This is a genomic window from Pseudomonas leptonychotis (assembly GCF_004920405.1).
Taxonomy (GTDB): Bacteria; Pseudomonadota; Gammaproteobacteria; order Pseudomonadales; family Pseudomonadaceae; genus Aquipseudomonas; species Aquipseudomonas leptonychotis.
In genome coordinates this window covers 2,108,274-2,131,346 of record NZ_RFLV01000001.1, presented here as the reverse complement: position 1 = coordinate 2,131,346, position 23,073 = coordinate 2,108,274, and the positions used below count along the sequence as shown (strand labels likewise).

Below are 23,073 nucleotides of genomic sequence, written 5' to 3'. Positions count from 1 at the left end.
CCGCCCCCCACGGCCGACCGAGCAGACCATGAAAGACAGCATTCGCCACCTGATCCAGCAAGCCCTGACCCGCCTCACCGCCGACGGCGTGCTGCCTGAAGGCCTGAGCCCGGCCATTCAGGTGGAGAACACCAAGGATAAAACCCACGGCGACTTCGCTAGCAACATCGCCATGATGCTGGCCAAGCCAGCCGGCATGAAGCCGCGTGACCTGGCCGAGAAGCTGATTGCGGCGCTACCGGCCGATGCGGATATCAGCAAGGTCGAAATCGCTGGCCCGGGTTTCCTCAATTTTTATCAAAACATCCATGCCCTGGCCGTGCGCCTGGACGCCCTGCTGGCCGACGCCACGCTCGGCGTGCGCAAAGCCGGTGTGGCGCAGCGTGTGGTGGTCGATCTGTCGGCCCCCAACCTGGCCAAGGAAATGCACGTTGGCCATCTGCGCTCGACCATCATCGGTGACGGTGTGGCGCGGGTGCTGGAGTTTCTCGGTGACGAGGTGATCCGGCAGAATCACGTGGGTGACTGGGGCACTCAGTTCGGCATGTTGCTGGCTTATATGCAGGAGAACCCAGGCGCTGCCGAAAGCGAACTGGCCGACTTGGAAGGCTTCTACCGCGCCGCCAAGAAGCGTTTTGACGACTCCGCCGAATTCGCCGAACGCGCTCGCGAGCTGGTGGTGCAGTTGCAGGCCGGCGACGCTGAGTGCCTGCGCCTGTGGCACCGCTTCAACGATATCTCCCTGAGCCACTGCCAGGCGCTGTACGACCGCCTGGGCGTCAAACTGAGCATGGCCGACGTAAAAGGCGAAAGCGCCTACAACGACGATCTGGCCAACGTGGTCGCCGACCTCAAGGCCAAGGGCCTACTCAGCGAAAGCGACGGCGCGCAGTGCGTGTTTATGGAGCAGTTCAAGAACGCCGAAGACAACCCGCTGCCGCTGATCGTGCAGAAGGCTGGCGGCGGCTACCTGTACGCCACCACTGACCTGGCTGCTACCCGCTACCGCGCCAACGTGCTAAAGGCTGACCGCGCACTGTACTTCGTCGATCAGCGTCAGGCCCTGCACTTCCAGATGGTCTTCACTGCCGCGCGTCTGGCTGGCTTCGTCCCCGCTGACATGCAGCTGGAGCACATGGGCTTCGGCACCATGAACGGCGCCGACGGCCGCCCGTTCAAAACCCGCGACGGCGGCACAGTGAAATTGGTCGACCTGCTCGATGAAGCCGAAGAGCGCGCCTACACCCTGGTCAAGGGCAAGAATCCCGAGCTGGACGAGGCTGAGCTACGGCAAATCGCCCGCGCCGTGGGCATCGGCGCAGTGAAGTACGCGGACCTGTCCAAGCACCGCACCAGCGATTACCGCTTCAACTTCGAGTTAATGCTGAGCTTTGAGGGCAACACAGCGCCGTATCTGCTGTACGCCTACACCCGCGTGGCCAGCGTGTTCCGCAAGCTGGGCAAGGGTTTCGATGAAATCGGCGGCCAGCTCAACCTGCAAGCGTCCCATGAGATCGAGCTGGCCGGCAAACTCGCACAATTCAACGAAGTGCTCGCCAGCGTCGCGGACAAAGGCGAGCCGCACCTGCTGTGCGCCTATTTGTATGACCTGGCCGGGCTGTTCTCCAGTTTCTACGAAAACTGCCCGATCCTCTCCACCGAGGACGAAGCGCTGCGCAACAGCCGTCTGCGCCTGGCCGCCCTGACTGGCCGCACCCTCAAGCAGGGCCTTGAGTTGCTTGGCTTGGAAACTCTGGAGCGCATGTAAGTGGCGGCTAAAAAGAAACCCGCAGCCAAGCGCGGCGCCAGCCGCTACCAAGCCCCGGCGAAAAAACCGGTGCCGGGCTGGTTCTGGCTGGTTTGCGGCCTGGTGATCGGCGGTTTTATGGTGTTCCTGTTCAGCCTCGAACCGGGTCGCGATGAAATCAAGCGCGCCAAGGTTGAACAAGCGCGCGCCGCTCAGGCCAGTAAAGCCGCAGCGGCTAAGCCAGCCAGCAATGAGCCGACCAAGCCCAAGTACGACTTCTACACCCTGCTGCCGGAGTCGGAAGTCATCCTGCCGCCGCAAGGCATCGAGCCCGTCGAGCCACCGGCGCAAAAGCCTGTCACCCCGGAGGAAGCGGCGAAGATTGATGCCGCACGCGCCGAAGCCGCCCTCAACGGTCAGGTGCCACCACCGCCACCGGTGGTCGCCAAAGGCCCGGTTAGCTCGCAGTTCTTCCTGCAGGCCGGTTCGTTCCGCCGCAAGGACGACGCCGACAGCCTGCGTGCGCAGATCATCCTGCTCGGGCAGAGCGTGCAGGTCGAGTCTGGCACTGTGCGCGAAGAAACCTGGCACCGCGTCTTGGTCGGCCCCTTCGCCACCCGCGAACAGCTCGGCCAAGCGCAGAAATCCCTGGCTGCTAGCGGTTTTAGCAATCTGTTGTTACAGCAGCGCCAGGCGCAATAAACCCCGCGACTTCAGGCCCTGCGGCGCGCTCTGACGACTATTTGTCGGACAGCGTGCGCTACAGGGCTTGAAGCAGGGCGCCGCTGCCCCCACTTCACTCAGCATTGGGCACTTTCGCCCCGCTGCGTGGAGACTCTCCCCTTGACCACCATCGTTTCAGTGCGCCGCAACGGCAAAGTCGTCATGGGCGGCGACGGCCAGGTGTCCCTCGGCAATACCGTGATGAAAGGCAACGCGAAAAAAGTGCGTCGCCTGTACCACGGCCAAGTGCTGGCCGGTTTTGCCGGCGCCACCGCCGACGCCTTTACCCTGTTCGAACGTTTTGAAGGCCAACTGGAAAAACACCAAGGCAACTTGGTGCGCGCCGCTGTCGAGCTGGCCAAAGACTGGCGCACCGACCGCTCGTTGAGCCGCCTGGAAGCCATGCTGGCCGTGGCCAACAAAGACGCCTCCTTGATCATCACCGGCAACGGTGATGTGGTTGAGCCCGAACACGGCCTGATCGCCATGGGCTCCGGCGGCGGCTTCGCCCAAGCCGCGGCCATGGCTTTGCTGCAGAAAACCGAATTGAGCGCCCGTGAAATCACCGAAACCGCGCTGAACATTGCCGGCTCCATCTGTGTCTTCACCAATCAAAACCTAACTATCGAAGAAGAAGACTGCGCCGATCAGACCGTTTAAAGCTGCTGCGCTCGGCCATGCTGCGTTGAAAGCAGGCTCGGAATGCTCATTTACAGACGTAAACTCCGCTTCCTCGCCTCCTTTCGCCTTGCCTGACCGTCGCTCGCGACGCTTTAAACACCCTGATTAGCGGTCTTTTCTGGAGTACGCCGCATGTCCATGACGCCCCGCGAGATCGTTCACGAGCTCAACCGCCACATCATCGGTCAGGACGACGCCAAGCGCGCTGTGGCCATCGCCCTGCGCAACCGCTGGCGGCGCATGCAGCTGCCGGTTGAGCTGCGCGCCGAGGTCACACCGAAGAACATCCTGATGATCGGCCCAACCGGCGTCGGCAAAACCGAAATCGCCCGACGCCTGGCCAAACTGGCCAACGCACCCTTTATCAAAGTGGAAGCGACCAAATTCACCGAGGTCGGTTATGTCGGCCGCGATGTCGAGTCGATCATCCGTGACCTGGCCGACGCCGCGATCAAAATGCTGCGCGAGCAGGAGATGATCAAGGTTCGTCACCGCGCCGAAGATGCTGCAGAGGAGCGCATCCTCGATGCCCTGCTGCCACCGGCCCGCACGGGTTTCAACGAGGAATCTGCGCCGGGCAGTGATTCCAACACCCGCCAGCTGTTCCGCAAGCGTCTGCGCGAAGGTCAGCTGGACGACAAGGACATTGAGATCGAAGTGGCCGACGCACCGGCCGGCATCGAAATCATGACCCCGCCGGGCATGGAGGAGATGACCAACCAGCTGCAAAGCCTGTTTTCCAACATGGGCAAGGGCAAGCAGAAGAGCCGCAAACTCAAGGTCAAAGAAGCACTCAAACTGGTGCGCGACGAAGAAGCCGCACGCCTGGTTAACGAGGAAGAACTCAAGGCTCAGGCCCTGGAAGCGGTGGAACAGAACGGTATCGTGTTTATCGACGAGATCGACAAGGTCGCCAAGCGCGGCAACACCAGCGGTGCCGATGTGTCCCGCGAAGGTGTACAGCGCGACCTGCTGCCACTGATCGAAGGCTGCACGGTGAACACCAAGCTGGGCATGGTCAAAACCGATCACATCCTGTTTATCGCCTCGGGGGCCTTCCACCTGAGCAAGCCGAGTGACCTGGTGCCCGAGCTGCAAGGCCGTCTGCCGATTCGCGTCGAGTTGAAAGCCCTGACCCCAGAAGACTTCGAGCGCATCCTCACCGAGCCGCACGCCTCGCTCACCGAGCAATACGCCGCGCTGCTGAACACCGAAGGCCTGGGCATCCAGTTCGTCGCCGAAGGCATCAAACGCATCGCCGAGATTGCCTACCAGGTCAACGAGAAGACCGAGAACATCGGTGCGCGCCGTCTGCACACCCTACTCGAACGCCTGCTTGAAGAAGTCTCCTTCAGCGCCGGCGATCTGGCCGGCCAGCAGAACGGCACGCCGATCGTGATCGACGCAGCCTACGTCAACAGCCACCTCGGTGAGCTGGCGCAGGATGAAGATCTGTCGCGCTATATTCTTTAACCACCCCGCCCTCGTAGCCCGGATGCAATCCGGGGCCACTCATCACGAAGCCCCCGGATTGCATCCGGGCTACACCGCCTCTGGAATCGTGCATGCGTATCCCCACCGCAATAAAACTGCACAAAGCCTCGAAAACCCTGGAGCTGCACTACGGGGCCGACGAACGCTACACCCTGCCCGCCGAGTTCCTGCGCGTGCATTCACCGTCGGCTGAAGTGCAGGGCCACGGCAAACCCATCCTGCAAACCGGCAAGCTCGGCGTTGGCCTGAGCAAGATCGAACCCGCCGGCAACTACGCCCTCAAACTGAGCTTCGATGACGGCCACGACAGCGGACTGTTCACCTGGGATTACCTTGAGCAATTGGCTTGCCGCCAGGCTGAGTTGTGGAACGACTACCTCGCCACCCTGAGTGCCGCCGGTAAATCCCGCGATCCCAGCGAAAGCGTGGTTAAGTTGCTGCTGTGAAGTCTTAGGGCCGCAGGCCTTCTGCAATTGATGAAAGCGTTTCAGTTATTTCCTCTCTTCCGCGCCGCAAGCGGCAATCTGCCGCAGTACAGCAACCCGTCTAGCCCAATGATCCTGACGGGTTAGAGCGCATTTTCTAATCCTTCCCGGCATACTCAACGCGCATTCGGCCTGACTCGCGGCCAGCTTGCACAAATTCTCAAACTCGGGTAACCAAGTAGTTGGAAGTTTTCTCGTGCCAGGCAACCCCTGCGACGAGGAAGATTGCGGAGCAATCCGCCCTTGGTAATCCGGGCAATACCTGGCCCTTAGCCCTGTGTCGCCGCGCACAGCAGTACGCCGGTATTTCGTCTCAGGACAATGGAGCGTTGTAGATGACTGATAAGAATAATGATGACCTGAAAAACCAGGCCTCCGAGAACACCCTGGGGCTTAACCCGGTGATCGGCATCCGTGGTAAAGATTTGCTCAGCTCCGCCCGCATTGTGCTCAAGCAAGCGCTTAAGCAACCGCTGCACAGCGCCAAACACCTGGCTCACTTCAGCATCGAGCTGAAGAACGTGATACTCGGCCAATCCGACCTCACGCCCACTGACGGCGACCGCCGCTTTGCCGACCCGGCCTGGAGTCAGAACCCGCTGTACCGTCGTTACCTGCAAACCTACCTGGCGTGGCGCAAAGAGCTGCATGACTGGGTCGAGCACAGCAACCTGTCTGAACAGGATGCCAGCCGTGGCCACTTCGTGATCAACCTGATGACCGAAGCCATGGCCCCCAGCAACAGCATGGCCAACCCGGCGGCGGTTAAACGTTTCTTCGAAACCGGCGGCAAGAGCTTGCTCGACGGTTTGTCGCACCTGGCCCAGGACATCGTTAATAACGGTGGCATGCCGAGCCAGGTCAACATGAATGCCTTCGAGGTTGGCAAAAACCTCGCCACCACCGATGGCGCCGTGATTTTCCGCAATGACCTACTGGAGCTGATTCAGTACAAGCCGATCACCGAGCAGGTGCAAGAGCGTCCGCTGCTGGTAGTACCGCCGCAAATCAACAAGTTCTACATCTTCGACCTATCACCGGAAAAAAGCGTCGCCCGCTTCCTGCTGCGCAATGGCGTGCAGACCTTCGTGGTGAGCTGGCGCAACCCGACCAAGGCGCACCGCGAATGGGGCCTGTCGACCTATATCGAAGCGCTGAAAGAAGCCATCGACGTGGTCACCGCGGTCACGGGCAGCAAGGACATCAACATGCTCGGGGCTTGCTCCGGCGGCCTCACCACCACCTCGCTGTTGGGCCATTACGCCGCGCTAGGTGAGAAGAAGGTGCATGCCCTGACCTTGCTGGTTAGCGTGCTGGATAACCGCCTGGAAACCGACGTGGCGCTGTTCGCTGACGAAAAAAGCCTGGAGTTGGCCAAGCGTCGCTCATACCAAGCCGGTGTGCTGGAAGGCAGCGACATGGCCAAAGTATTCGCCTGGATGCGCCCCAACGACCTGATTTGGAACTACTGGGTTAACAACTACCTGCTGGGCAATGAGCCGCCGGTGTTCGACATCCTCTACTGGAACAACGACACCACCCGTTTGCCCGCTGCTCTGCATGGCGAGTTTATCGACATGTTCACGTCCAACCCGCTGATTCGCCCTGGCGCATTGGAAGTCTGTGGCACGCCGGTCGACCTCAAACAAGTCACCTGCGACCTGTTTTGCGTGGCCGGCACCACCGACCACATCACCCCGTGGGAGTCGTGCTACAAGTCGGCCAACTTGTTCGGCGGCAAGGTCGAGTTCGTGCTATCCAACAGCGGGCATATCCAGAGCATTCTCAACCCGGTGGGCAATCCCAAAGGTCGCTACATGACCAACACCGAAATGCCCAAAGACCCGAAAGCCTGGCAAGCCAGCTCGACCAAGCACACCGATTCCTGGTGGCTGCATTGGCAGGTCTGGCTCGGCGAGCGCTCCGGCACACAGAAAAAAGCACCGACCCAACTGGGCAATAAGAAATACCCTGCCGGCGAAGCAGCTCCCGGCACTTACGTTCACGAACGTTGATCACCTGCGCACTGCGCAACACTGCCCGCGGCACTGGAAGTGTCGCTCGCCCATCCGCTCAATTGATCGGGTGGCGCGAACCAGGCTTTGCCCTGGCGTTTCTGGAAAAGACCCGGAGGGTCTAATTCAGCGTTTTAACTGATAGGGCTTTTGCGCATGTCGCTACCTTTCGTATTCCGTACCATTGAACTGGACGGCCAGACACTCCGTACCGCGGTTCGCCCCGGCAACGGCACCATGACACCGCTGCTGATTTTCAACGGCATCGGTGCCAACCTGGAACTGGTCATGCCGTTCGTGCGCGCACTCGACCCAGACCTGGAAGTCATCGCTTTCGATGTGCCCGGTGTGGGCGGCTCTTCAACGCCTAGCACGCCGTATCGCTTTCCAGGCTTGGCCAAGTTGGCGGCACGCATGCTCGATTACCTCGACTACGGTCAGGTCAATGCGATTGGCGTGTCTTGGGGCGGCGCATTGGCGCAACAATTCGCCCACGACTACCCGGAGCGTTGCAAGAAGCTGATCCTCGCGGCCACCTCGGCTGGCGCGGTGATGATCCCAGGCAAACCCAAGGTGCTCTGGTGCATGGCCAGCCCACGGCGCTACGTGCAGCCGTCCTATGGCGTGCAAATTGCCCCGGAAATTTATGGCGGCGCGTTCCGCCGCGACCCGAAACTGGCCCTGGCGCATGCCAGTAAAGTCCGTTCAGGCGGCAAGATGGGCTACTACTGGCAGCTGTTCGCCGGCCTCGGCTGGACCAGCATTCACTGGTTGCACAAGATCCGCCAACCGACCTTGGTAATGGCCGGTGACGACGACCCGCTGATCCCGCTGGTGAATATGCGCCTGCTGGCCTGGCGTATTCCCAACTCGGAACTACACGTGATCGACGATGGTCATTTGTTTCTAGTAACCCGCGCCGAGGCCGTTGCACCGATCATCATGAAGTTTCTTGAAGAAGAACGTCAGCGCGCGATCATGCACCCGCAACCCGCGCCCGCTCGTACGATCGGCTAAACGCACCCTAGCTGGGCAAGCACCTCGACAACCCGCACTGAGGCTGTGCTGATCGCACAACGCTTGACCCACTTATGGGCACGTTGTATTACCTGAGACTTGGCGCGCGGCAGTCTGGATGCACCTGCGCGCGCATTGGTACAAGCCTTGCTGCTTACCTACCAACCTTGAAGTCTCACGGTTTGACGACGGAGTGTTGCCCCATGCGAGACCAACCCGCCAAACGCGCCCTGCCTGTACGCAGCAGCGTGATGAATGCCCAAAATGCAATGGTCGGTCTACGCGGCCGCGACCTGTTCTCAACCTTGCGCGGCCTGGCCCTGCAGGGGTTCAAACAACCTATTCACAGCGCCCGGCATGTTGCCGCGCTGGGCGGCCAACTGGGCCGCGTGCTGCTGGGTGACAAGCCGTTCAAGGTCAACCCGCAAGACCCCCGCTTTGCTGACCCAACTTGGCGGGACAATCCACTCTACAGCCGCAGCCTACAAGCTTACCTGGCCTGCCAAAAACAGCTGAACAGCTGGATCGATGAAAGCAGCCTGGACGCTGACGACCGAGCCCGCGCGCGGTTTGTCGCCACTTTGCTGGGTGATGCGTTAGCACCCAGCAATACCCTGCTCAACCCGCAGGTGATCAAGGAACTGTTCAATAGTGGTGGCAGCAGCCTGCTCAAGGGCGTGACTCACCTGGTCGATGACTTGGTGAACAACGACGACATGCCCAGCCAAGTCAGCAAGCATGCCTTTGAAGTCGGCCGCAACGTAGCCACTACCAGCGGCGCCGTGGTGTTTCGCAGCGAGATGCTGGAGCTGATCCAGTACAAGCCGATGAGTGAGAAACAGTACGCCAAGCCACTGCTGATCGTGCCGCCACAAATCAACAAGTACTACATTTTCGATCTTTCCAGCGAGAAGAGCTTCGTCCAATACGCCCTGAAAAACGGCCTGCAGACGTTCGTTGTCAGCTGGCGCAACCCCGACCCACGACACCGCGAGTGGGGCCTTTCGAGCTATGTGGAAGCCCTGGAAAAGGCCATAGACGCCTGCCGCGAAATCACCGGCAGCAAGGACGTCAACCTGCTTGGCGCCTGCGCCGGCGGCCTGACGATTGCCGCTCTACAAGGCCACCTGCAGGCCAAGCGACAGCTGCGCAAAGTGGCCAGCGCCACTTACATGGTCAGCCTGTTAGACAGCCAAATTGATAGCCCGGCCATGCTGTTTGCCGACGAACTGACCTTAGAGGCGGCCAAACGCCGTTCCTATCAACAAGGCGTACTGGATGGCCGCGACATGGCGCGAGTGTTTGCCTGGATGCGCCCCAACGACTTGATCTGGAATTACTGGATCAACAATTACCTGCTCGGCAAGCAGCCGCCGGCCTTCGACATTCTTTACTGGAACAACGACAACACCCGCCTGCCGGCTGCCCTGCATGGCGACCTGATCGACTTTTTCAAACACAACCCGTTGACCCACCCGCGCGGCTTGGAAGTCTGCGGCACGCCGGTCGATATGCAAAAAGTCACAGTGGACAGCTTCAGTGTTGCCGGCATCAACGATCACATCACGCCCTGGGATGCGGTGTATCGCTCGACATTATTGTTGGGCGGCAATCGGCGCTTCATCCTGTCCAACAGCGGGCATATTCAAAGCATCCTCAACCCGCCAGGCAACCCCAAGTCCAACTACCTGGAAAACCCTAAGCTGACGGGTGACCCGCGCGCCTGGTACCACGACGCCAAACACGTGCAGGGCAGCTGGTGGCCAGTGTGGCTGGATTGGATGCAGGAGCGCTCCGGCGAACAGAGCGACACCCTGATGGCCCTGGGTAACCAGCACTACCCCGCCATGGAAGCCGCACCCGGCACCTATGTGCATGTCCGCTAAAACATCTACTGAGTCATAATCGACCTGGCCGCAGCCTGTTGCGGCCAGGTATCGTCAGCCTTTACGCGGCCAGAATAAGAAGACCGGATGAAAACCCGCGACAGAATCCTTGAATGCGCCCTGCTACTGTTCAACCAGAAGGGCGAACCGAATGTTTCCACCCTGGAAATTGCCAACGAACTGGGTATCAGCCCGGGCAATCTGTACTACCACTTCCACGGTAAAGAACCGCTGATCCTCGGTCTGTTCGAACGCTTTCAAGCCGAACTCGCGCCGCTGCTCTCGCCGCCTGAAGACGTGCAGTTGGATGTGGAAGACTATTGGTTGTTCCTGCACCTGATCGTCGAGCGTCTGGCCCATTACCGCTTCTTATTCCAGGACTTGTCCAACCTCACCAGCCGCCTGCCAAAACTGGAGCGCGGTATGCGCCACTGGTTGAATAGCCTGAAGCGCACGCTGGCCGAACTACTGGCGCAATTGCAGATCGATGGGCAGCTACAAAGTGATACCCAATCACTGGGTCAGTTGGTCGAGCAGATCACCCTGACCTTGCTGTTCTCGCTCGACTACCAGCGCATTATCGGCCGCGAAGGCGAGAGTCGTCTGGTCGTGTATCAAGTCATGATGCTGGTCGCCCCGCACCTGGCCGAAGAGCCCCGCTACGCTGCCGAACACCTGGCGCAACGTTATCTGGAAGATTAACCCGCACGCACAAACGCAAAACGCCCGGCACTAGGCCGGGCGTTTGCGTGAACTGCTGGGCGTCTTACGACTGGCTAGCAGGTGTTACAGGTGCAGCAGGAGCGGCGGCCGGAGCAGGTGCTGCTACGGCTGCTGGAGCAGCAGGCTTAGCGGCGGCTGGCTTGGCAGCAGGTTTTACAGCCGGCTTGGCGGCGGCTTTGGCAACTGGCTTAGCAGCGGGCTTGACCGCTGGTTTAGCTGCAGCCTTGGCGGCAGGCTTAGCTGCGGTTTTGGCAGCTGGCTTAGCGGCTGGTTTTGCAGCTGCTTTGGCAACCGGCTTAGCGGCAGGCTTGGCAGCAACTTTCTTGACCGCAGGCTTAACCGACTTAACCGATACACCGGTCAGTTGCTCGATCTGCTTGGTCAGGCTTTCGACTTTAGCGTTGAGCGCCTTCACTTCATTACGGCTCGGTACACCGAGACGCGAAATGGCATTGTTCAAACGCTTATCGAAGGCTTCTTCCAGCTCGCCCCACTTGCCCATTGCCTTGTCTTTAACTTCATCAACGCGCGACTTAGCAGTGTCCACTTTCGTGTTCACGGTGCTTTTCACGGCGCCAACTTGCTTGTCGACTTCGGTCTTTGCTTGCTTCTCAGCTTTCTCGCCATCCTTGACCAGCGTGTCGAACAGCTTGTTGCCGTCCTTGCTGACCTTGGAGTAAGCACCCAAACCAGCCAACCAGATTTGACGCGAGTATTTTTCTACTTCGCCGATCCAGGAAGTGGTTTGCTTTTCGGTTTTCTTTTTAACGGCCATCCTGCTCTCCTTATTTGGTACGCGCGACGTGCTCGAGCAACGCGCTCAGCTCATCCAGCTTAGCAGACAGTACTTCAACATCCTGCTTGGATGGGATGCCAATGCGGTTCAGTGCGCTGGCCACACGGTTATCAAATGCTTTCTCGATCTTGTCGATCTGCACTTCAAATTTGCTTTTCACGCTGCTGACGTTGCTGGTGACAGTGCTCTTAACGCTGTCGATCTGGCTGTTAGCTGCTTCAACTTGTTCGTTGACCAGCTTTTTGCCTTGCTTTTCAACGCCTTCGCCGCTTTTGACGAGGTCCTTGAAGTATTCGGAGCCTTCCTGACCGGCTTTGGCGTAAGCGCCCAGGCCAGCCAACCAGATTTTGCGGGCGTAAACTTTCGCGTCGCTCAGCACGCTGCTGGTTTCTTCAACGACGGCTTTCTTTTTAACGGCAACTTTCGACATGGTGCACCTCACTCTAAGTGTTTCGAGGAAACGCCCACGGGATGCAGGCTTAGATGCAAGGTATCGATGAAAATTAGAAACCGCATACTAAGCCTGTAAATAATTGCAGCGTGCGCGTGTTAGCACTCGCAGCGACGGCGTTGAATACCCGACCATCGAAACTTCAGGCCTGAAGATTTTTATCCAACACCTCTTCAATTTCGCGCTTGATACTGCTGCTCATCGCCGACAGCAACAGACCCAGGCTGAGCTGCACGCGCACACTGTTCTCATGCACCTCGATACGACCGTCGGCACCGCTGCGTTTGAACTCTAAGCTGTCGCCATTCCAGCGATAGCGCACGTCATATTGACGAGCCAGGCGCTCGGCCAGTTGCTCGGCTTTCTCCCGCGCCACTTCGCGGCCTAGGTTGTGGGGGCGTTCAATCGTGATCTTGGCCATGGCATTTCTCCTCGCCCGTTAACTGCGACCTTAAGTCGCGTGACTATAGCAAGCTGCACACCTGCAACGCTTTCAGGCTTTTACTTCGCACGTGCGGTTTGGAGCCTATGCCTGCATTTAGGTTTAGAATGGCCGCCACTTTGATTCAGCCTCTCTGTTTAGGAAAGGGCACGATGAACGACCCGCGCAAGAACAGCGACAGCGAACCCACCACACACTTTGGTTTCCAGAGCGTGCCAGAAAGCCAGAAGGCCGATAAAGTCGCCGAAGTTTTCCATTCGGTGGCCGCCAAATACGACCTGATGAATGACGTACTGTCCGGCGGTATGCACCGCCTGTGGAAGCGTTTCACCATCGAGCTATCTGGCGTACGCAGCGGCAATCGGGTGTTGGATATAGCCGGCGGTACGGGCGACCTGACCCGTAAATTCTCAAGCTTGGTCGGCCCGACCGGCGAAGTGGTACTGGCCGACATCAACGAGTCGATGCTGCGCGTCGGCCGTGATCGCCTGCTCGACAAGGGCGTGGCCGGCAACGTCAGCTTCGTTCAGGCCGACGCGGAAAAGCTGCCGTTCCCGGACAACCACTTCGACGTGGTGACCATCGCTTTCGGCCTGCGCAACGTCACCCACAAAGAAGACGCCATTCGCTCGATGCTGCGGGTACTCAAGCCCGGCGGCCGTTTGCTGATCCTGGAGTTTTCCAAGCCGTCCAGCCCGCTGCTGTCGAAGTTCTACGACGCCTACTCGTTCAAGTTCATGCCGCTGGCCGGCAAGCTGATCACCAATGATGCCGAAAGCTACCGTTACCTGGCCGAGTCGATCCGTATGCACCCGGATCAGGACACCCTCAAGGCCATGATGGTTGAAGCCGGTTTCGAGCGTGTGACCTTCCACAACATGACCGGCGGCATCGTCGCCCTGCACCGTGGCATCAAGCCCTGATGATCCTCACCGGACTGCTGGCCGGGGTCGAACTCGGCCTTAACCGAGTACTGGCCATGGACAGCACGGCGTTGCCGCGGCTGGCGCGGTTGAGTGGCCGGGTGATTGCCGTGGAGTGCAGCGCACCGAACCTGCAGCTGTTTATTCTGCCCAGCGCCAGCGGCTTGCAACTGGCCGCACAATGGGCAGGGGAGACGGATTGCCTGCTGCGCGCCCCGGCCGCCAGCCTGTTGCGCCTGGCCACCAGCAAAGACAAGACCAGCGTCCTGCACAGCCCGGAAGTCAGCCTGGAAGGTGACAGCGCGGCCTTGCTGGAGCTCGCCGGCATCCTGCAGGATCTGGAGCTGGACTGGGAATACGAACTGTCGCGCTGGCTTGGCCCAGTGGGCAGCCAACTGCTCGGCGGTCATCTGCGCAGTCGCGCCAACTGGAGCAGCCAGGCGCTCGATAGCCTGCGCCTGAACCTGGCTGATTACCTCAGCGAAGAATCCCGCAGCCTGGTTGGCCAACGCGAAGCCGATGCACGCTTCGCCGAGTTGGACCACCTCAAGCTGTCCCTCGACCGACTCGACGCGCGCATTGAGCGCCTCGCCCAACGCCATAAGCCCATCGCATGAAGCTGCTTGCCGTTCGTCGTCTGTTGCGTATCCAGCGCGTAGTGATTCGCTACCAGTTGGATGACCTGTTATTCGCCCTGCCGCTGCCCTTGTGGGCGCGCGTGCTGCGCTATGTGTTGCCCTGGCGCTGGCTGCCACGCCGCGATTTACTGCTGTCGCGCGGCGCACGTTTGCGGTTGGCACTGGAAGAACTGGGGCCGATCTTTATCAAGTTCGGTCAGCTGCTTTCGACCCGCCGTGACCTATTGCCAACGGATATCGCCGATGAACTGGCCAGGCTGCAGGATCAGGTGCCGCCCTTTGACCCCGCGCAATCACAAGCGCTAATCGAATCCCAGCTAGGGGCCAAGGTCAGCGAAGTGTTTGCCCGCTTCGATGCGCAACCACTGGCTTCGGCGTCCGTCGCTCAGGTGCATGCCGCGCAGCTGAAAACCGGCGAAGAAGTGGTGGTCAAGGTGATTCGCCCAGGCCTCAAACCAGTCATCGAACAGGACATCGCCTGGCTATTTCTGCTGGCCAAACTGGCGGAAAAATCTTCCGCCGATGCCCGCCGCCTGCGCCCGGTGGAAGTGGTCAGCGATTACGAGAAAACCATCTACGACGAACTCGACCTGCTACGCGAAGCCGCCAACGCCAGCCAATTGCGGCGTAACTTCGAAGGCTCGCCATTGCTCTATGTGCCGCAGGTGTACTGGGACTATTGCCGGCCGAAAGTGCTGGTGATGGAGCGCATCTACGGCATTCAGGTTACCGACCTGGCGACCCTGGCCGATCAGCGCACTGATATGAAGCTGCTGGCCGAGCGCGGCGTGGAGATTTTCTTCACCCAGGTATTCCGCGACAGTTTCTTCCATGCCGACATGCACCCCGGCAATATCTTTGTCAGCACCCGCACGCCATGGAACCCGCAGTACATCGCCATCGACTGCGGCATCATCGGCAGCCTGACTGCCGAAGATCAGGACTACCTGGCGCGTAACCTGATTGCTTTCTTCAAGCGCGATTACCGCCGCGTGGCGCAGCTGCATATCGACTCGGGTTGGGTTCCGGCCGAAACCAAGATCAACGACTTTGAAGCCGCGATACGCACTGTGTGTGAGCCGATCTTCGAGAAACCACTGAAAGACATTTCCTTCGGCCAGGTACTGCTGCGCCTATTCCAGACCGCGCGGCGCTTCAATATGGAAGTGCAGCCGCAGCTTGTTCTATTACAGAAAACCCTGCTGAACATCGAAGGTCTCGGCCGCCAGCTCTACCCGGACCTCGACCTGTGGAGCACCGCTCAGCCGTTTCTTGAACGCTGGATGCGTGAGCGGGTCAGCCCATTGCAGCTGCTGCGCAACCTGCAACTGCAAGCCGAGCAAGTGCCGCATCTGTCGCAAATCGCCCGGGAAACCCTGGAGCGACTCAATCAGCAGCCGGCTCCACGCCAGCAGCAACCTGCCAACACCCGGCAGTGGCCGGCACGTCTATTAGGTGCCGCCTTAATAGCCGGCGCCGTGAGCCAGGGCCTGACCTTGACCGTCCTCGCCTGGCCGAGCTGGCTAATGGTCGTAGGCGGCCTCTATCTGGTGTTGCGCCGATAGCCACGCCGGGGATGCACTGGCACACTAGTTTCTGAATCAAACAGCCCGGTATGGGCGGATATAGCGATGACTGACTGGCTCGACGAAATCAACTGGAACAGCGACGGCCTGGTGCCGGCAATCGCCCAGGATCATAAAACTGGCCGCGTGTTGATGATGGCCTGGATGAACCGTGAATCTCTGGCCCTGACCACCCGCGAACAGCGCGCCATCTACTGGTCACGCTCGCGCGGTAAGCTGTGGCGCAAAGGCGAAGAATCCGGCCATGTGCAGAAACTGCATGAACTGCGCCTAGATTGCGACGCTGACGTGATCATCCTGATGGTTGAGCAAGTGGGCGGCATTGCCTGCCATACCGGTCGGGAAAGCTGCTTCTACCGCGTGTTTGAGAACGGCAGCTGGAAAACCGTCGAGGCGGTGATCAAAGATCCGCACGCCATTTATAGCGCAGGCCACAACCATGAGTGATACGGGCATGAGCGACACCCTGAGCCGCCTGGCTGAAGTACTGGAGTCACGCAAGGGCGCGGATGCTGACAGCTCCTACGTTGCCAGCCTGTACCACAAGGGCCTGAACAAGATTCTGGAAAAGGTCGGCGAAGAGTCGGTGGAAACCATCCTCGCTGCCAAAGATGCTGCGGTCAGCGGTGACTGCAGCGATGTAATCTACGAAACCGCCGACCTGTGGTTCCATAGCCTGATCATGCTCGCCGCCCTCGGCCAGCATCCGCAGGCCGTGCTGGACGAGCTGGATCGACGCTTCGGCCTGTCCGGCCACGCGGAAAAAGCTTCACGTCCGCAGAACTGATTAACCTCTTATTACGGAGTACGCATTATGGGATTCGGTGGCATTAGCATCTGGCAACTTCTGATCGTCCTGCTGATCGTAGTCATGCTGTTCGGCACCAAGCGCCTTAAAGGCCTGGGTTCGGACCTTGGCGATGCGATCAAGGGCTTCAAAAAATCCATGGGCAGCGAAGAAGACAAGCCGGCCGTGGAAGAGCCTAAAGGTCAGACCATTGACGCCCAGGCGCGCAAGGTCGAAGAACCGGCGAAAAAAGACTAAGCCATGTTCGATATTGGCTTTACCGAGCTGCTGCTGGTTGGCATCGTGGCCTTGGTGGTATTGGGTCCGGACCGCCTGCCGGGAGCCGTGCGCACTGCTGGTTTGTGGATCGGCCGGATCAAACGCAGCTTCAGCGCGATCAAGGCGGAGGTGGAGCGCGAAATCGGCGCAGATGAAATCCGCCGGCAACTGCATAACGAAAACATTCTTGAGCTTGAGCGTGAGATGAACGCGGCTAAACAAAAGCTCAATTCACCGCTCAGCAGCCTGACCGAAACACCCTCCGCAACCGAAACCAGCCTCCAGGATAAAAACCCGCAGCCATGAGCCGACTATCGGACAGCGACCAGGAAATGCCCCTGGTCTCCCACCTGACTGAGCTGCGTACACGCCTGCTGCGGATTGTCGGGGCGGTTTTGCTGCTGTTTGCCGGGCTGTTCTATTTCTCTCAGGACATTTACGCGCTGGTCGCGGCGCCGCTGCGCGCCTACCTGCCGGAAGGCGCAACAATGATCGCCACCGGCGTGGCTTCGCCCTTCCTCACGCCGTTCAAGTTGACCCTGATGGTCGCGCTGTTTCTGGCCATCCCGATCATCCTGCATCAGATCTGGGGCTTTATTGCGCCTGGCCTGTATAAGCACGAGAAGCGCATCGCGATCCCCCTGCTGATCTCCAGCATTCTGCTGTTTTACGGCGGCATGGCTTTCGCTTATTTCGTGGTGTTCCCGATCATGTTTGGCTTCTTCGCCAGCGTGACCCCGGAAGGCGTGGCGATGATGACCGACATTGGCCAGTATCTGGACTTCGTCCTCACCCTCTTCTTTGCCTTCGGCGTAGCGTTCGAGATTCCGATTGCCACCTTTTTGCTGATCTGGATCGGTGTGGTCGATGTCGCCACCCTGCGCAAGAGTCGCCCCTATGTGGTGGTCGGTTGCTTTGTCGTCGGAATGGTACTGACGCCGCCCGACGTGTTCTCGCAGACCCTGCTAGCCCTGCCCATGTGGCTGCTATTCGAAACCGGGCTGCTATTTGGCGCTATGGTCAAACGCCGCGCCGAGCAGGAAGCCGACGAGAGCGATAGCGAAGACGCGCCAAGCGATCAACCGCCCGCCGCCCAACCGTGAACCTGCTGCTACTGGAAGACGGCGACTTTATCGCCGATGACCGCGTGTTGCTCACAGGCCGGCGCCTCAAACACCTGCATGAAGTGCACCGCGCCGAAGTCGGCGACAGCCTGCGTGTCGGCCGGCTGGATGGCCTGATGGGCAGCGGCCAGTTGCTGCGGCTGAATGCCGAGCACGCTGAGTTATCCGTTCAGCTCGACCAGCCGCCACCGGCCAAACTGCCATTGACCCTGCTGCTGGCCCTGCCCCGGCCAAAGATGCTGCGCCGTGTGCTGCAAACGGTCAGCAGCATGGGCGTGCCCCGACTGATTCTGCTCAATAGCTATCGGGTAGAAAAAAGCTTCTGGCAAACCCCGTTTCTTGAACCTGCGGCGATTCGCGAGCAACTGATTCTCGGCCTTGAGCAGACCCGCGATACCGTATTGCCCGAAGTGATCATCGAGAAGCGTTTCAAGCCCTTCGTCGAAGATCAACTGCCCGCCATTGCGGCGGGCACCCTTGGCTTGACCGGCCATCCGGGTGACTACCCGGCTTGCCCGCGCGCGGTCGAGCAACCGGTAACCCTGGCGATCGGTCCGGAGGGCGGCTGGATTCCCTACGAAGTAGAAAAACTACAGCACGCTGGCCTGCAACCTGTGCAACTGGGCGAGCGGATTTTGCGGGTGGAAACGGCGGTCACCGCCTTGCTGGCGCGCTTGTTTTAACTAGGCATCCCTGACTCGTAGGGTGGATGGCGCTGTATCCATCCACCACGTCGCGATGGTGGATGAGAAAAGCGTCATCCACCCTACAACGCCTGCTTGTCGTGCCAGTGCGCCGGCAGTAGCAGGCCCTTGAGAGCAGGCGCCTCCTCCAGCGTCACATCACGCGCCGCAAGCGGCTCTCCACACTCCGAACACACCAGCACGCCATGCATCGGTTTACCGCAGCCACGATGGATGTGACGGATCGGTGCGCCCTCGGTGCCACTCATATGGCGGTCGCCCCAGTGGACCAGGGCCATGATGGCTGGATACAGGTCGCGGCCCTTGGCACTTAGGCAATATTCCTCACGCAGCGGTCGCTGCTGATACGCCACCTTGTCCAGCACCGCCGCCTCCACCAGCTTTTTCAGGCGGTCGGCCAACACATGCCGGGTAATCCCCAGACGCTTCTCGAACTCGTCGAAACGCCGGATACCGAGAAAACTCTCGCGCAGCACCAACAAGGTCCAGCGATCACCCACCACCGATAAGGTGCGGGCCAAGGAGCAGGGTTGCTGCTCAAGTTCTTCCCAACGCATGCGCCATTCTCCCGCTGCAATGACTGCACGATAGCTTGACAGGTTCCAAAATGGAACCGACTATCTAGCCAAGTTCCAAAATAGAACTGTGGAGAACTGCAATGACCGAACGCAAAGCAATCCTGGTAGTCGGTGCCGGTGACGCTACCGGCGGCGCCATCGCCAAACGCTTCGCCCGCGAGGGCTATGTTGCCTGCGTAGCGCGACGTAGCGCCGACAAACTAGAACCCCTGGTGGCCGAAATTGAAGCGGCCGGTGGCAGTGCGCGGGCCTTTGCCTGCGATGCGCGAGTAGAGGAGCAAGTGATCGAGATGGTGGCCACCATCGAACGTGAAGTCGGCCCACTGCATGCCGTAATTTTCAACATCGGCGCCAACGTGCAATTCTCCATCACCGAAACCACCGAGCGGGTGTATCGCAAAGTCTGGGAAATGGCCGCCCTCGCAGGCTTCCTCACTGGTCGTGAAGCTGCGAAGGTCATGCTGCCACGCGGCCAAGGTACGATTATTTTTACCGGCGCAACCGCTTCGCTGCGCGGCAGTGCCAAGTTCAGCGCCTTCGCCAGCGCCAAGTTCGCCTTGCGCGCCCTGGCCCAGAGCATGGCCCGTGAACTCGGCCCTGAAGGCATTCATGTCGCTCACCCGATCATCGACGGAGCCATCGACACGGCGTTTATCCGCGACACCTTCCCCGAACTGTACAAACGCAAAGAGCAGGACGGCACCCTCAACCCGGAACACATTGCCGACACTTACTGGCAAATTCACTGCCAGCCTCGCGACTGTTGGGTACATGAGATGGATCTGCGTCCCTGGACAGAAAAGTTCTAGAAGCCACCACTAACCTCGAACCTGACAACAGGACACTCCATGAGCAAGACCGTAGAGTTTTTCTTCGATTTCGGCAGCCCGGCCAGCTACCTGGCCTGGACTCAACTTCCGCGCATTGCCGAGCAAGCAGGTGCACAAATCAGCTGGAAACCCATGCTACTGGGCGCTGTATTCAAGGCTGCGGGCAATCAATCGCCGGTGATGATCCCGAACAAAGGCCGCTGGATGTTGCAAGACCTGGCACGTTTCGCCGCGCGTTATGGCGCCACCATGCAGTTCAACCCAAGCTTCCCAATCAACACCCTGACCTTGATGCGCGGCGCGGCCGGCTACCAGGGCGGTGAGCGCTTCGAGCATTATGTGAAAACCGTGTTTGAGGCGTTGTGGATACAGCAGAAAAATCTCGGCAAACCTGAAGTGGTCGCTGAAGTGTTAAGCGCAGCGGGTTTTGACCCTGCCGAGTTCGAGCGTTTGGTCAGTGATGAAACGGTCAAAGAACGCCTTAAGGCCACCACCGAAGAAGCCATCAAGCGCGGCGTATTCGGCGCCCCGACCTTCTTTGTCGGCGATGAAATGCACTTCGGCCAGGATCGCCTCGACTTTGTCGCCGAGGCATTGAACACGCGCTAAGCGCTAGCTTTCCAGTAGGAAGGTCACCGGCCCGTCGTTGACCAGATGCACCTGCATATCAGCGCCGAACTGGCCGGTGGCAACATGCGGGTGCTTGGCGCGGGCTTGCGCTACCAGCAAGTCGAACAACTCAGCACCCAGGGCCGGCGGCGCGGCGCTGGAAAAACTCGGGCGTAAGCCGCTCTTGGTGTCGGCGGCCAGAGTGAATTGGGAAACCAGCAGCAAGCCACCCTCAACATCGCTTAGCGACAAGTTCATCTTGCCGGCGGCATCGCTAAACACTCGGTAGTTGAGCAGCTTGTGCAGCGCTTTTTCGACGCTGGCAGGGGTGTCCTGCGGCTCGACGCCGACCAGCGCGAGCAAGCCCTGATCAATCGCGCCAACCACCTCACCGGCCACCTCCACCCGAGCGCCACGCACACGCTGAATCAGCGCCTTCATGCTTCGTCTGGCGCCAGATTAAGTAAGCGATGGGCCAGTTCATCGGCTGCACGCACCAACGCATCGGTAATCCCCGTTTCGGCCGCTGAATGGCCCGCATCGCGAATAATCTGCAGCTCGCTGTTCGGCCAGGCCTGATGCAGGGCCCAGGCGTTATCCAGTGGACAGATCACGTCGTAACGGCCATGCACGATTACCCCTGGCAAATGGGCAATCTTCGGCATATCACGCAGCAGCTGATCCTGCTCAAGGAAGGCGTTGTTGACGAAGTAATGGCATTCGATGCGGGCAATCGACAGCGCTCGATGGCTGTCAGTAAAGCGATCGACCACCTGCGGATTAGGCCGCAGAGTAGCGGTACGGCCTTCCCAGGTCGACCACGCCTTGGCTGCATGCATCTGGGCAATCTGATCGGGCCCCGTCAGGCGCTTGTAGAACGCCTGCACCAGATCACCGCGCTCATCGGCCGGGATCGGCGCGAGGTAATCCTCCCAATAATCCGGGAACAAGCGGCTGGCGCCGGCCTGATAGAACCAGCTGATTTCCTGTGGGCGGCAGAGGAAGATGCCACGCAGAATCAACCCATGTACACGCTGCGGATGGGTTTGCGCGTAAGCAAGCGCCAGGGTTGAACCCCAGGAACCACCGAACAGCACCCACTTATCAATGCCCAGCTGCTCACGGATCACTTCCATGTCGGCGATCAGTGCTTGAGTGGTGTTGTTCTCCAGGCTGGCATGCGGAGTGGAACGCCCGCAGCCGCGCTGATCGAAGGTGATGATGCGGTACAGATTAGGGTCGAAGTAGCGCCGGCTGGCGGCGTCACAACCGGCCCCAGGGCCGCCATGGATAAACACCACAGGCAAACCATCCGGCGACCCACTCTCGTCGACATACAGCACGTGCGGCGACTGCACCGCCAGCTCATGACGGGCGTAGGGTTTGATTTCCGGATACAAGGTCTGCATGGCATGCTCCTGACTTGACCTGAATAAAGCGTTGCGTAACGTCAACGACCTTGCGCAACACAAACGCGGCGCAGACGTTTGACGCTCTGCCGGGCATCATAACCATGAAACAGGAGTTCAGCATGCCAACACGGATATTTGCCTTAGCTTTCCTAATGTTTTGCGCCCTACTCAGCGGTTGCGGTGGCAAAAATGACCCACAGGTTGCACTCGAGGCCGCCGTACAGCAACTGCAAGACAACCTCGAAGCAAAGCAGAACAGCGCGGTGCTCGACCAGCTGCACCCACAGTTCTCTGCTCAGGGCGAGTTCGACCGCGAATGGGCACAACGCACCATGTTGCTGCTGTTTATGCGGCACAAAAACGTCAAGGTGCTGGCCCTGAGCAAGAACAGCTTTGTCGACGCGACCTACAGCGAGAAAGGCCACACCGAGGCCCAGGTTGCAGTCGCCGGTGCCGAAGGCCTGATCCCCGACAGCGCCCGTCACTACAGCGTAAAAATGGAGTGGTGGCTGGAGGGTGATGAGTGGCAGCTGGCGCGCCTGAGCTGGGAGTAGCGGCTAAAACACCGCAGGAATAAACATCTTGCTGCGCTGCATATAACGGCGATACGCCTCGCCAAACTGCTGCAAGCATTCTGCTTCGTCGCGTTTGGCGGTCAACCACAGTGCCAGGCTGGCCAGCAGCGCCAAGACCAGGCTCAGACCATTGGGCTGCTTGCACGCCACGCCCCAGGCCAGCAAGAGCAACGACGCATACAGCGGGTGGCGGATGTAACTGAAGATACCGCTGGTCACCAATTGCGAGGTGCGTTCGAAGGCGAACAGCTCCGCGTCCGTGCGCTGCTGATCAGGACGCCCCATGCGCCGCAGCTGATAGAGACCGGGGAATAACACCAGCAAGGAGGCAAACAGCAGCGCCCAGGACGCCAGTTGATGGGCGGCAAAACGCTCGACAAACCACAGTGGGCCATTGAGCACCAGCAGCAGTAAAATCGCCTCCCAAGCGAAGAAGCGATAAAAACCGTGGGACTGGGGCCGGCGCAAAGCCTGCCAAGACAGCGCCAGCAACATCAGCGTCCCTAACCCAAAAACCAACCCCTGCAAGCCACTCATCCGCCCACCTCTAATACCTGTTCAAACTGCG

27 protein-coding genes and 1 pseudogene are annotated in these 23,073 nt (G+C 59.6%); 21 read left to right on the top strand and 7 right to left on the bottom strand.

Going from position 1 to position 23,073, the window contains the following annotated elements; translation table 11 throughout:
* The first annotated feature begins 28 nt into the window (after positions 1-28).
* From argS to D8779_RS09795, 9 genes are all read left to right on the top strand, one after another.
* The gene (gene argS / locus D8779_RS09835) at positions 29-1,768 is read left to right on the top strand and encodes an arginine--tRNA ligase (protein WP_136664229.1); all 1,740 of its coding nucleotides are present in this window, start codon (positions 29-31) and stop codon (positions 1,766-1,768) included.
* On the top strand, positions 1,769-2,449 hold the full coding sequence (locus tag D8779_RS09830) for an SPOR domain-containing protein (protein WP_136664228.1): 681 nt from the start codon (positions 1,769-1,771) through the stop codon (positions 2,447-2,449). It begins immediately after the preceding gene.
* Between the two features lie 141 nt (positions 2,450-2,590).
* Positions 2,591-3,130 (top strand): ATP-dependent protease subunit HslV, encoded by a 540-nt coding sequence (gene hslV / locus D8779_RS09825; RefSeq protein ID WP_136664227.1) that lies wholly within the window; start codon positions 2,591-2,593, stop codon positions 3,128-3,130.
* A gap of 153 nt (positions 3,131-3,283) precedes the next feature.
* Positions 3,284-4,624: an HslU--HslV peptidase ATPase subunit gene (hslU, locus tag D8779_RS09820; RefSeq protein WP_136664226.1), complete on the top strand. Its 1,341-nt coding sequence runs from the start codon at positions 3,284-3,286 to the stop codon at positions 4,622-4,624.
* Positions 4,625-4,716: 92 nt separating this feature from the next.
* Positions 4,717-5,091, top strand: coding sequence for a gamma-butyrobetaine hydroxylase family protein (locus D8779_RS09815; RefSeq protein WP_136664225.1), 375 nt, complete (start codon positions 4,717-4,719; stop codon positions 5,089-5,091).
* Between the two features lie 374 nt (positions 5,092-5,465).
* Entirely contained in the window at positions 5,466-7,145 is a 1,680-nt protein-coding gene (gene phaC, locus D8779_RS09810) for a class II poly(R)-hydroxyalkanoic acid synthase (protein WP_136664224.1), read from the top strand.
* A gap of 156 nt (positions 7,146-7,301) precedes the next feature.
* Positions 7,302-8,162, top strand: coding sequence for a poly(3-hydroxyalkanoate) depolymerase (gene phaZ, locus D8779_RS09805; protein ID WP_136664223.1), 861 nt, complete (start codon positions 7,302-7,304; stop codon positions 8,160-8,162).
* Positions 8,163-8,365: 203 nt separating this feature from the next.
* Positions 8,366-10,048: a class II poly(R)-hydroxyalkanoic acid synthase gene (phaC, locus tag D8779_RS09800; RefSeq protein WP_136664222.1), complete on the top strand. Its 1,683-nt coding sequence runs from the start codon at positions 8,366-8,368 to the stop codon at positions 10,046-10,048.
* Between the two features lie 87 nt (positions 10,049-10,135).
* Positions 10,136-10,750: a TetR/AcrR family transcriptional regulator gene (locus D8779_RS09795; RefSeq protein ID WP_136664221.1), complete on the top strand. Its 615-nt coding sequence runs from the start codon at positions 10,136-10,138 to the stop codon at positions 10,748-10,750.
* A gap of 70 nt (positions 10,751-10,820) precedes the next feature.
* On the opposite strand, the pseudogene D8779_RS09790 reads toward D8779_RS09795, so the two are convergent.
* From D8779_RS09790 to D8779_RS09780, 3 genes and pseudogenes are all read right to left on the bottom strand, one after another.
* Positions 10,821-11,546: pseudogene (locus D8779_RS09790) on the bottom strand (phasin family protein); the annotation flags it as partial.
* Positions 11,547-11,556: 10 nt separating this feature from the next.
* Positions 11,557-11,997 carry a phasin family protein gene (locus tag D8779_RS09785; RefSeq protein ID WP_136664219.1) on the bottom strand — a complete coding sequence of 147 codons (441 nt, stop codon included), beginning with the start codon at positions 11,995-11,997 and terminating at the stop codon, positions 11,557-11,559.
* A 163-nt stretch (positions 11,998-12,160) separates the two neighbouring features.
* Positions 12,161-12,439: a polyhydroxyalkanoic acid system family protein gene (locus D8779_RS09780; protein ID WP_136664218.1), complete on the bottom strand. Its 279-nt coding sequence runs from the start codon at positions 12,437-12,439 to the stop codon at positions 12,161-12,163.
* A gap of 173 nt (positions 12,440-12,612) precedes the next feature.
* Between D8779_RS09780 and ubiE the strand changes: the two genes are divergently transcribed.
* The 9 genes from ubiE (at position 12,613) to D8779_RS09735 (ending at position 18,480) form a co-directional block, all read left to right on the top strand.
* Complete coding sequence (gene ubiE / locus D8779_RS09775; protein ID WP_136664217.1) at positions 12,613-13,383, top strand: bifunctional demethylmenaquinone methyltransferase/2-methoxy-6-polyprenyl-1,4-benzoquinol methylase UbiE; 771 nt, start codon at positions 12,613-12,615, stop codon at positions 13,381-13,383.
* A complete protein-coding gene (locus tag D8779_RS09770) occupies positions 13,383-14,000 on the top strand; it encodes a ubiquinone biosynthesis accessory factor UbiJ (protein ID WP_136664216.1) in 618 nt (205 codons plus the stop codon). The genes ubiE and D8779_RS09770 overlap by 1 nt, the downstream gene beginning before the upstream one ends.
* Entirely contained in the window at positions 13,997-15,586 is a 1,590-nt protein-coding gene (gene ubiB, locus D8779_RS09765) for a ubiquinone biosynthesis regulatory protein kinase UbiB (protein ID WP_136664215.1), read from the top strand. The genes D8779_RS09770 and ubiB overlap by 4 nt, the downstream gene beginning before the upstream one ends.
* 66 nt (positions 15,587-15,652) lie before the next feature.
* Positions 15,653-16,054 (top strand): phosphoribosyl-AMP cyclohydrolase, encoded by a 402-nt coding sequence (gene hisI, locus D8779_RS09760; RefSeq protein ID WP_136664214.1) that lies wholly within the window; start codon positions 15,653-15,655, stop codon positions 16,052-16,054.
* Positions 16,055-16,061: 7 nt separating this feature from the next.
* On the top strand, positions 16,062-16,394 hold the full coding sequence (locus tag D8779_RS09755; protein ID WP_136664213.1) for a phosphoribosyl-ATP diphosphatase: 333 nt from the start codon (positions 16,062-16,064) through the stop codon (positions 16,392-16,394).
* A gap of 27 nt (positions 16,395-16,421) precedes the next feature.
* The gene (gene tatA / locus D8779_RS09750; RefSeq protein WP_136664212.1) at positions 16,422-16,652 is read left to right on the top strand and encodes a twin-arginine translocase TatA/TatE family subunit; all 231 of its coding nucleotides are present in this window, start codon (positions 16,422-16,424) and stop codon (positions 16,650-16,652) included.
* A 3-nt stretch (positions 16,653-16,655) separates the two neighbouring features.
* Complete coding sequence (gene tatB / locus D8779_RS09745; RefSeq protein WP_136664211.1) at positions 16,656-16,979, top strand: Sec-independent protein translocase protein TatB; 324 nt, start codon at positions 16,656-16,658, stop codon at positions 16,977-16,979.
* On the top strand, positions 16,976-17,776 hold the full coding sequence (gene tatC / locus D8779_RS09740; protein WP_136664210.1) for a twin-arginine translocase subunit TatC: 801 nt from the start codon (positions 16,976-16,978) through the stop codon (positions 17,774-17,776). The genes tatB and tatC overlap by 4 nt, the downstream gene beginning before the upstream one ends.
* A complete protein-coding gene (locus tag D8779_RS09735) occupies positions 17,773-18,480 on the top strand; it encodes a 16S rRNA (uracil(1498)-N(3))-methyltransferase (protein WP_136664209.1) in 708 nt (235 codons plus the stop codon). Before tatC ends, D8779_RS09735 begins: the two co-directional genes overlap by 4 nt.
* Positions 18,481-18,563: 83 nt before the next feature.
* Here D8779_RS09735 and D8779_RS09730 read toward each other — a convergent pair whose 3' ends face one another.
* Positions 18,564-19,058 carry a winged helix-turn-helix transcriptional regulator gene (locus D8779_RS09730; RefSeq protein WP_136664208.1) on the bottom strand — a complete coding sequence of 165 codons (495 nt, stop codon included), beginning with the start codon at positions 19,056-19,058 and terminating at the stop codon, positions 18,564-18,566.
* A gap of 101 nt (positions 19,059-19,159) precedes the next feature.
* Here D8779_RS09730 and D8779_RS09725 point away from each other — a divergent pair, with 101 nt between their 5' ends.
* Together D8779_RS09725 and D8779_RS09720 are read left to right on the top strand one after the other, a co-directional pair.
* On the top strand, positions 19,160-19,888 hold the full coding sequence (locus tag D8779_RS09725) for an SDR family oxidoreductase (RefSeq protein WP_136664207.1): 729 nt from the start codon (positions 19,160-19,162) through the stop codon (positions 19,886-19,888).
* A 39-nt stretch (positions 19,889-19,927) separates the two neighbouring features.
* Positions 19,928-20,518 (top strand): 2-hydroxychromene-2-carboxylate isomerase, encoded by a 591-nt coding sequence (locus tag D8779_RS09720; RefSeq protein WP_136664206.1) that lies wholly within the window; start codon positions 19,928-19,930, stop codon positions 20,516-20,518.
* 3 nt (positions 20,519-20,521) lie between these two features.
* Here D8779_RS09720 and dtd read toward each other — a convergent pair whose 3' ends face one another.
* Together dtd and pip are read right to left on the bottom strand one after the other, a co-directional pair.
* Entirely contained in the window at positions 20,522-20,959 is a 438-nt protein-coding gene (gene dtd / locus D8779_RS09715; RefSeq protein WP_136664205.1) for a D-aminoacyl-tRNA deacylase, read from the bottom strand.
* Positions 20,956-21,927 (bottom strand): prolyl aminopeptidase, encoded by a 972-nt coding sequence (gene pip / locus D8779_RS09710; protein ID WP_136664204.1) that lies wholly within the window; start codon positions 21,925-21,927, stop codon positions 20,956-20,958. Before pip ends, dtd begins: the two co-directional genes overlap by 4 nt.
* Before the next feature lie 122 nt (positions 21,928-22,049).
* Between pip and D8779_RS09705 the strand changes: the two genes are divergently transcribed.
* Positions 22,050-22,484, top strand: coding sequence for an outer membrane protein assembly factor BamD (locus D8779_RS09705; RefSeq protein ID WP_136664203.1), 435 nt, complete (start codon positions 22,050-22,052; stop codon positions 22,482-22,484).
* A gap of 3 nt (positions 22,485-22,487) precedes the next feature.
* On the opposite strand, the gene D8779_RS09700 is transcribed toward D8779_RS09705, so the two are convergent.
* Complete coding sequence (locus D8779_RS09700) at positions 22,488-23,042, bottom strand: methyltransferase family protein (RefSeq protein WP_136664202.1); 555 nt, start codon at positions 23,040-23,042, stop codon at positions 22,488-22,490.
* Positions 23,043-23,073 lie beyond the last annotated feature (31 nt).

What these genes read in the sequence shown, in the direction of transcription:
- argS (WP_136664229.1), top strand. Translation starts at nt 29, where the DNA reads ATGAAAGACAGCATTCGCCACCTGATCCAGCAAGCCCTGACCCGCCTC.
- hslU (WP_136664226.1), top strand. Translation starts at nt 3,284, where the DNA reads ATGTCCATGACGCCCCGCGAGATCGTTCACGAGCTCAACCGCCACATC.
- D8779_RS09815 (WP_136664225.1), top strand. Translation starts at nt 4,717, where the DNA reads ATGCGTATCCCCACCGCAATAAAACTGCACAAAGCCTCGAAAACCCTG.
- phaC (WP_136664224.1), top strand. Translation starts at nt 5,466, where the DNA reads ATGACTGATAAGAATAATGATGACCTGAAAAACCAGGCCTCCGAGAAC.
- phaZ (WP_136664223.1), top strand. Translation starts at nt 7,302, where the DNA reads ATGTCGCTACCTTTCGTATTCCGTACCATTGAACTGGACGGCCAGACA.
- phaC (WP_136664222.1), top strand. Translation starts at nt 8,366, where the DNA reads ATGCGAGACCAACCCGCCAAACGCGCCCTGCCTGTACGCAGCAGCGTG.
- D8779_RS09795 (WP_136664221.1), top strand. Translation starts at nt 10,136, where the DNA reads ATGAAAACCCGCGACAGAATCCTTGAATGCGCCCTGCTACTGTTCAAC.
- D8779_RS09785 (WP_136664219.1), bottom strand. Translation starts at nt 11,997, where the DNA reads ATGTCGAAAGTTGCCGTTAAAAAGAAAGCCGTCGTTGAAGAAACCAGC.
- D8779_RS09780 (WP_136664218.1), bottom strand. Translation starts at nt 12,439, where the DNA reads ATGGCCAAGATCACGATTGAACGCCCCCACAACCTAGGCCGCGAAGTG.
- ubiE (WP_136664217.1), top strand. Translation starts at nt 12,613, where the DNA reads ATGAACGACCCGCGCAAGAACAGCGACAGCGAACCCACCACACACTTT.
- D8779_RS09770 (WP_136664216.1), top strand. Translation starts at nt 13,383, where the DNA reads ATGATCCTCACCGGACTGCTGGCCGGGGTCGAACTCGGCCTTAACCGA.
- ubiB (WP_136664215.1), top strand. Translation starts at nt 13,997, where the DNA reads ATGAAGCTGCTTGCCGTTCGTCGTCTGTTGCGTATCCAGCGCGTAGTG.
- hisI (WP_136664214.1), top strand. Translation starts at nt 15,653, where the DNA reads ATGACTGACTGGCTCGACGAAATCAACTGGAACAGCGACGGCCTGGTG.
- D8779_RS09755 (WP_136664213.1), top strand. Translation starts at nt 16,062, where the DNA reads ATGAGCGACACCCTGAGCCGCCTGGCTGAAGTACTGGAGTCACGCAAG.
- tatA (WP_136664212.1), top strand. Translation starts at nt 16,422, where the DNA reads ATGGGATTCGGTGGCATTAGCATCTGGCAACTTCTGATCGTCCTGCTG.
- tatB (WP_136664211.1), top strand. Translation starts at nt 16,656, where the DNA reads ATGTTCGATATTGGCTTTACCGAGCTGCTGCTGGTTGGCATCGTGGCC.
- tatC (WP_136664210.1), top strand. Translation starts at nt 16,976, where the DNA reads ATGAGCCGACTATCGGACAGCGACCAGGAAATGCCCCTGGTCTCCCAC.
- D8779_RS09730 (WP_136664208.1), bottom strand. Translation starts at nt 19,058, where the DNA reads ATGCGTTGGGAAGAACTTGAGCAGCAACCCTGCTCCTTGGCCCGCACC.
- D8779_RS09725 (WP_136664207.1), top strand. Translation starts at nt 19,160, where the DNA reads ATGACCGAACGCAAAGCAATCCTGGTAGTCGGTGCCGGTGACGCTACC.
- D8779_RS09720 (WP_136664206.1), top strand. Translation starts at nt 19,928, where the DNA reads ATGAGCAAGACCGTAGAGTTTTTCTTCGATTTCGGCAGCCCGGCCAGC.
- dtd (WP_136664205.1), bottom strand. Translation starts at nt 20,959, where the DNA reads ATGAAGGCGCTGATTCAGCGTGTGCGTGGCGCTCGGGTGGAGGTGGCC.
- pip (WP_136664204.1), bottom strand. Translation starts at nt 21,927, where the DNA reads ATGCAGACCTTGTATCCGGAAATCAAACCCTACGCCCGTCATGAGCTG.
- D8779_RS09705 (WP_136664203.1), top strand. Translation starts at nt 22,050, where the DNA reads ATGCCAACACGGATATTTGCCTTAGCTTTCCTAATGTTTTGCGCCCTA.
- D8779_RS09700 (WP_136664202.1), bottom strand. Translation starts at nt 23,042, where the DNA reads ATGAGTGGCTTGCAGGGGTTGGTTTTTGGGTTAGGGACGCTGATGTTG.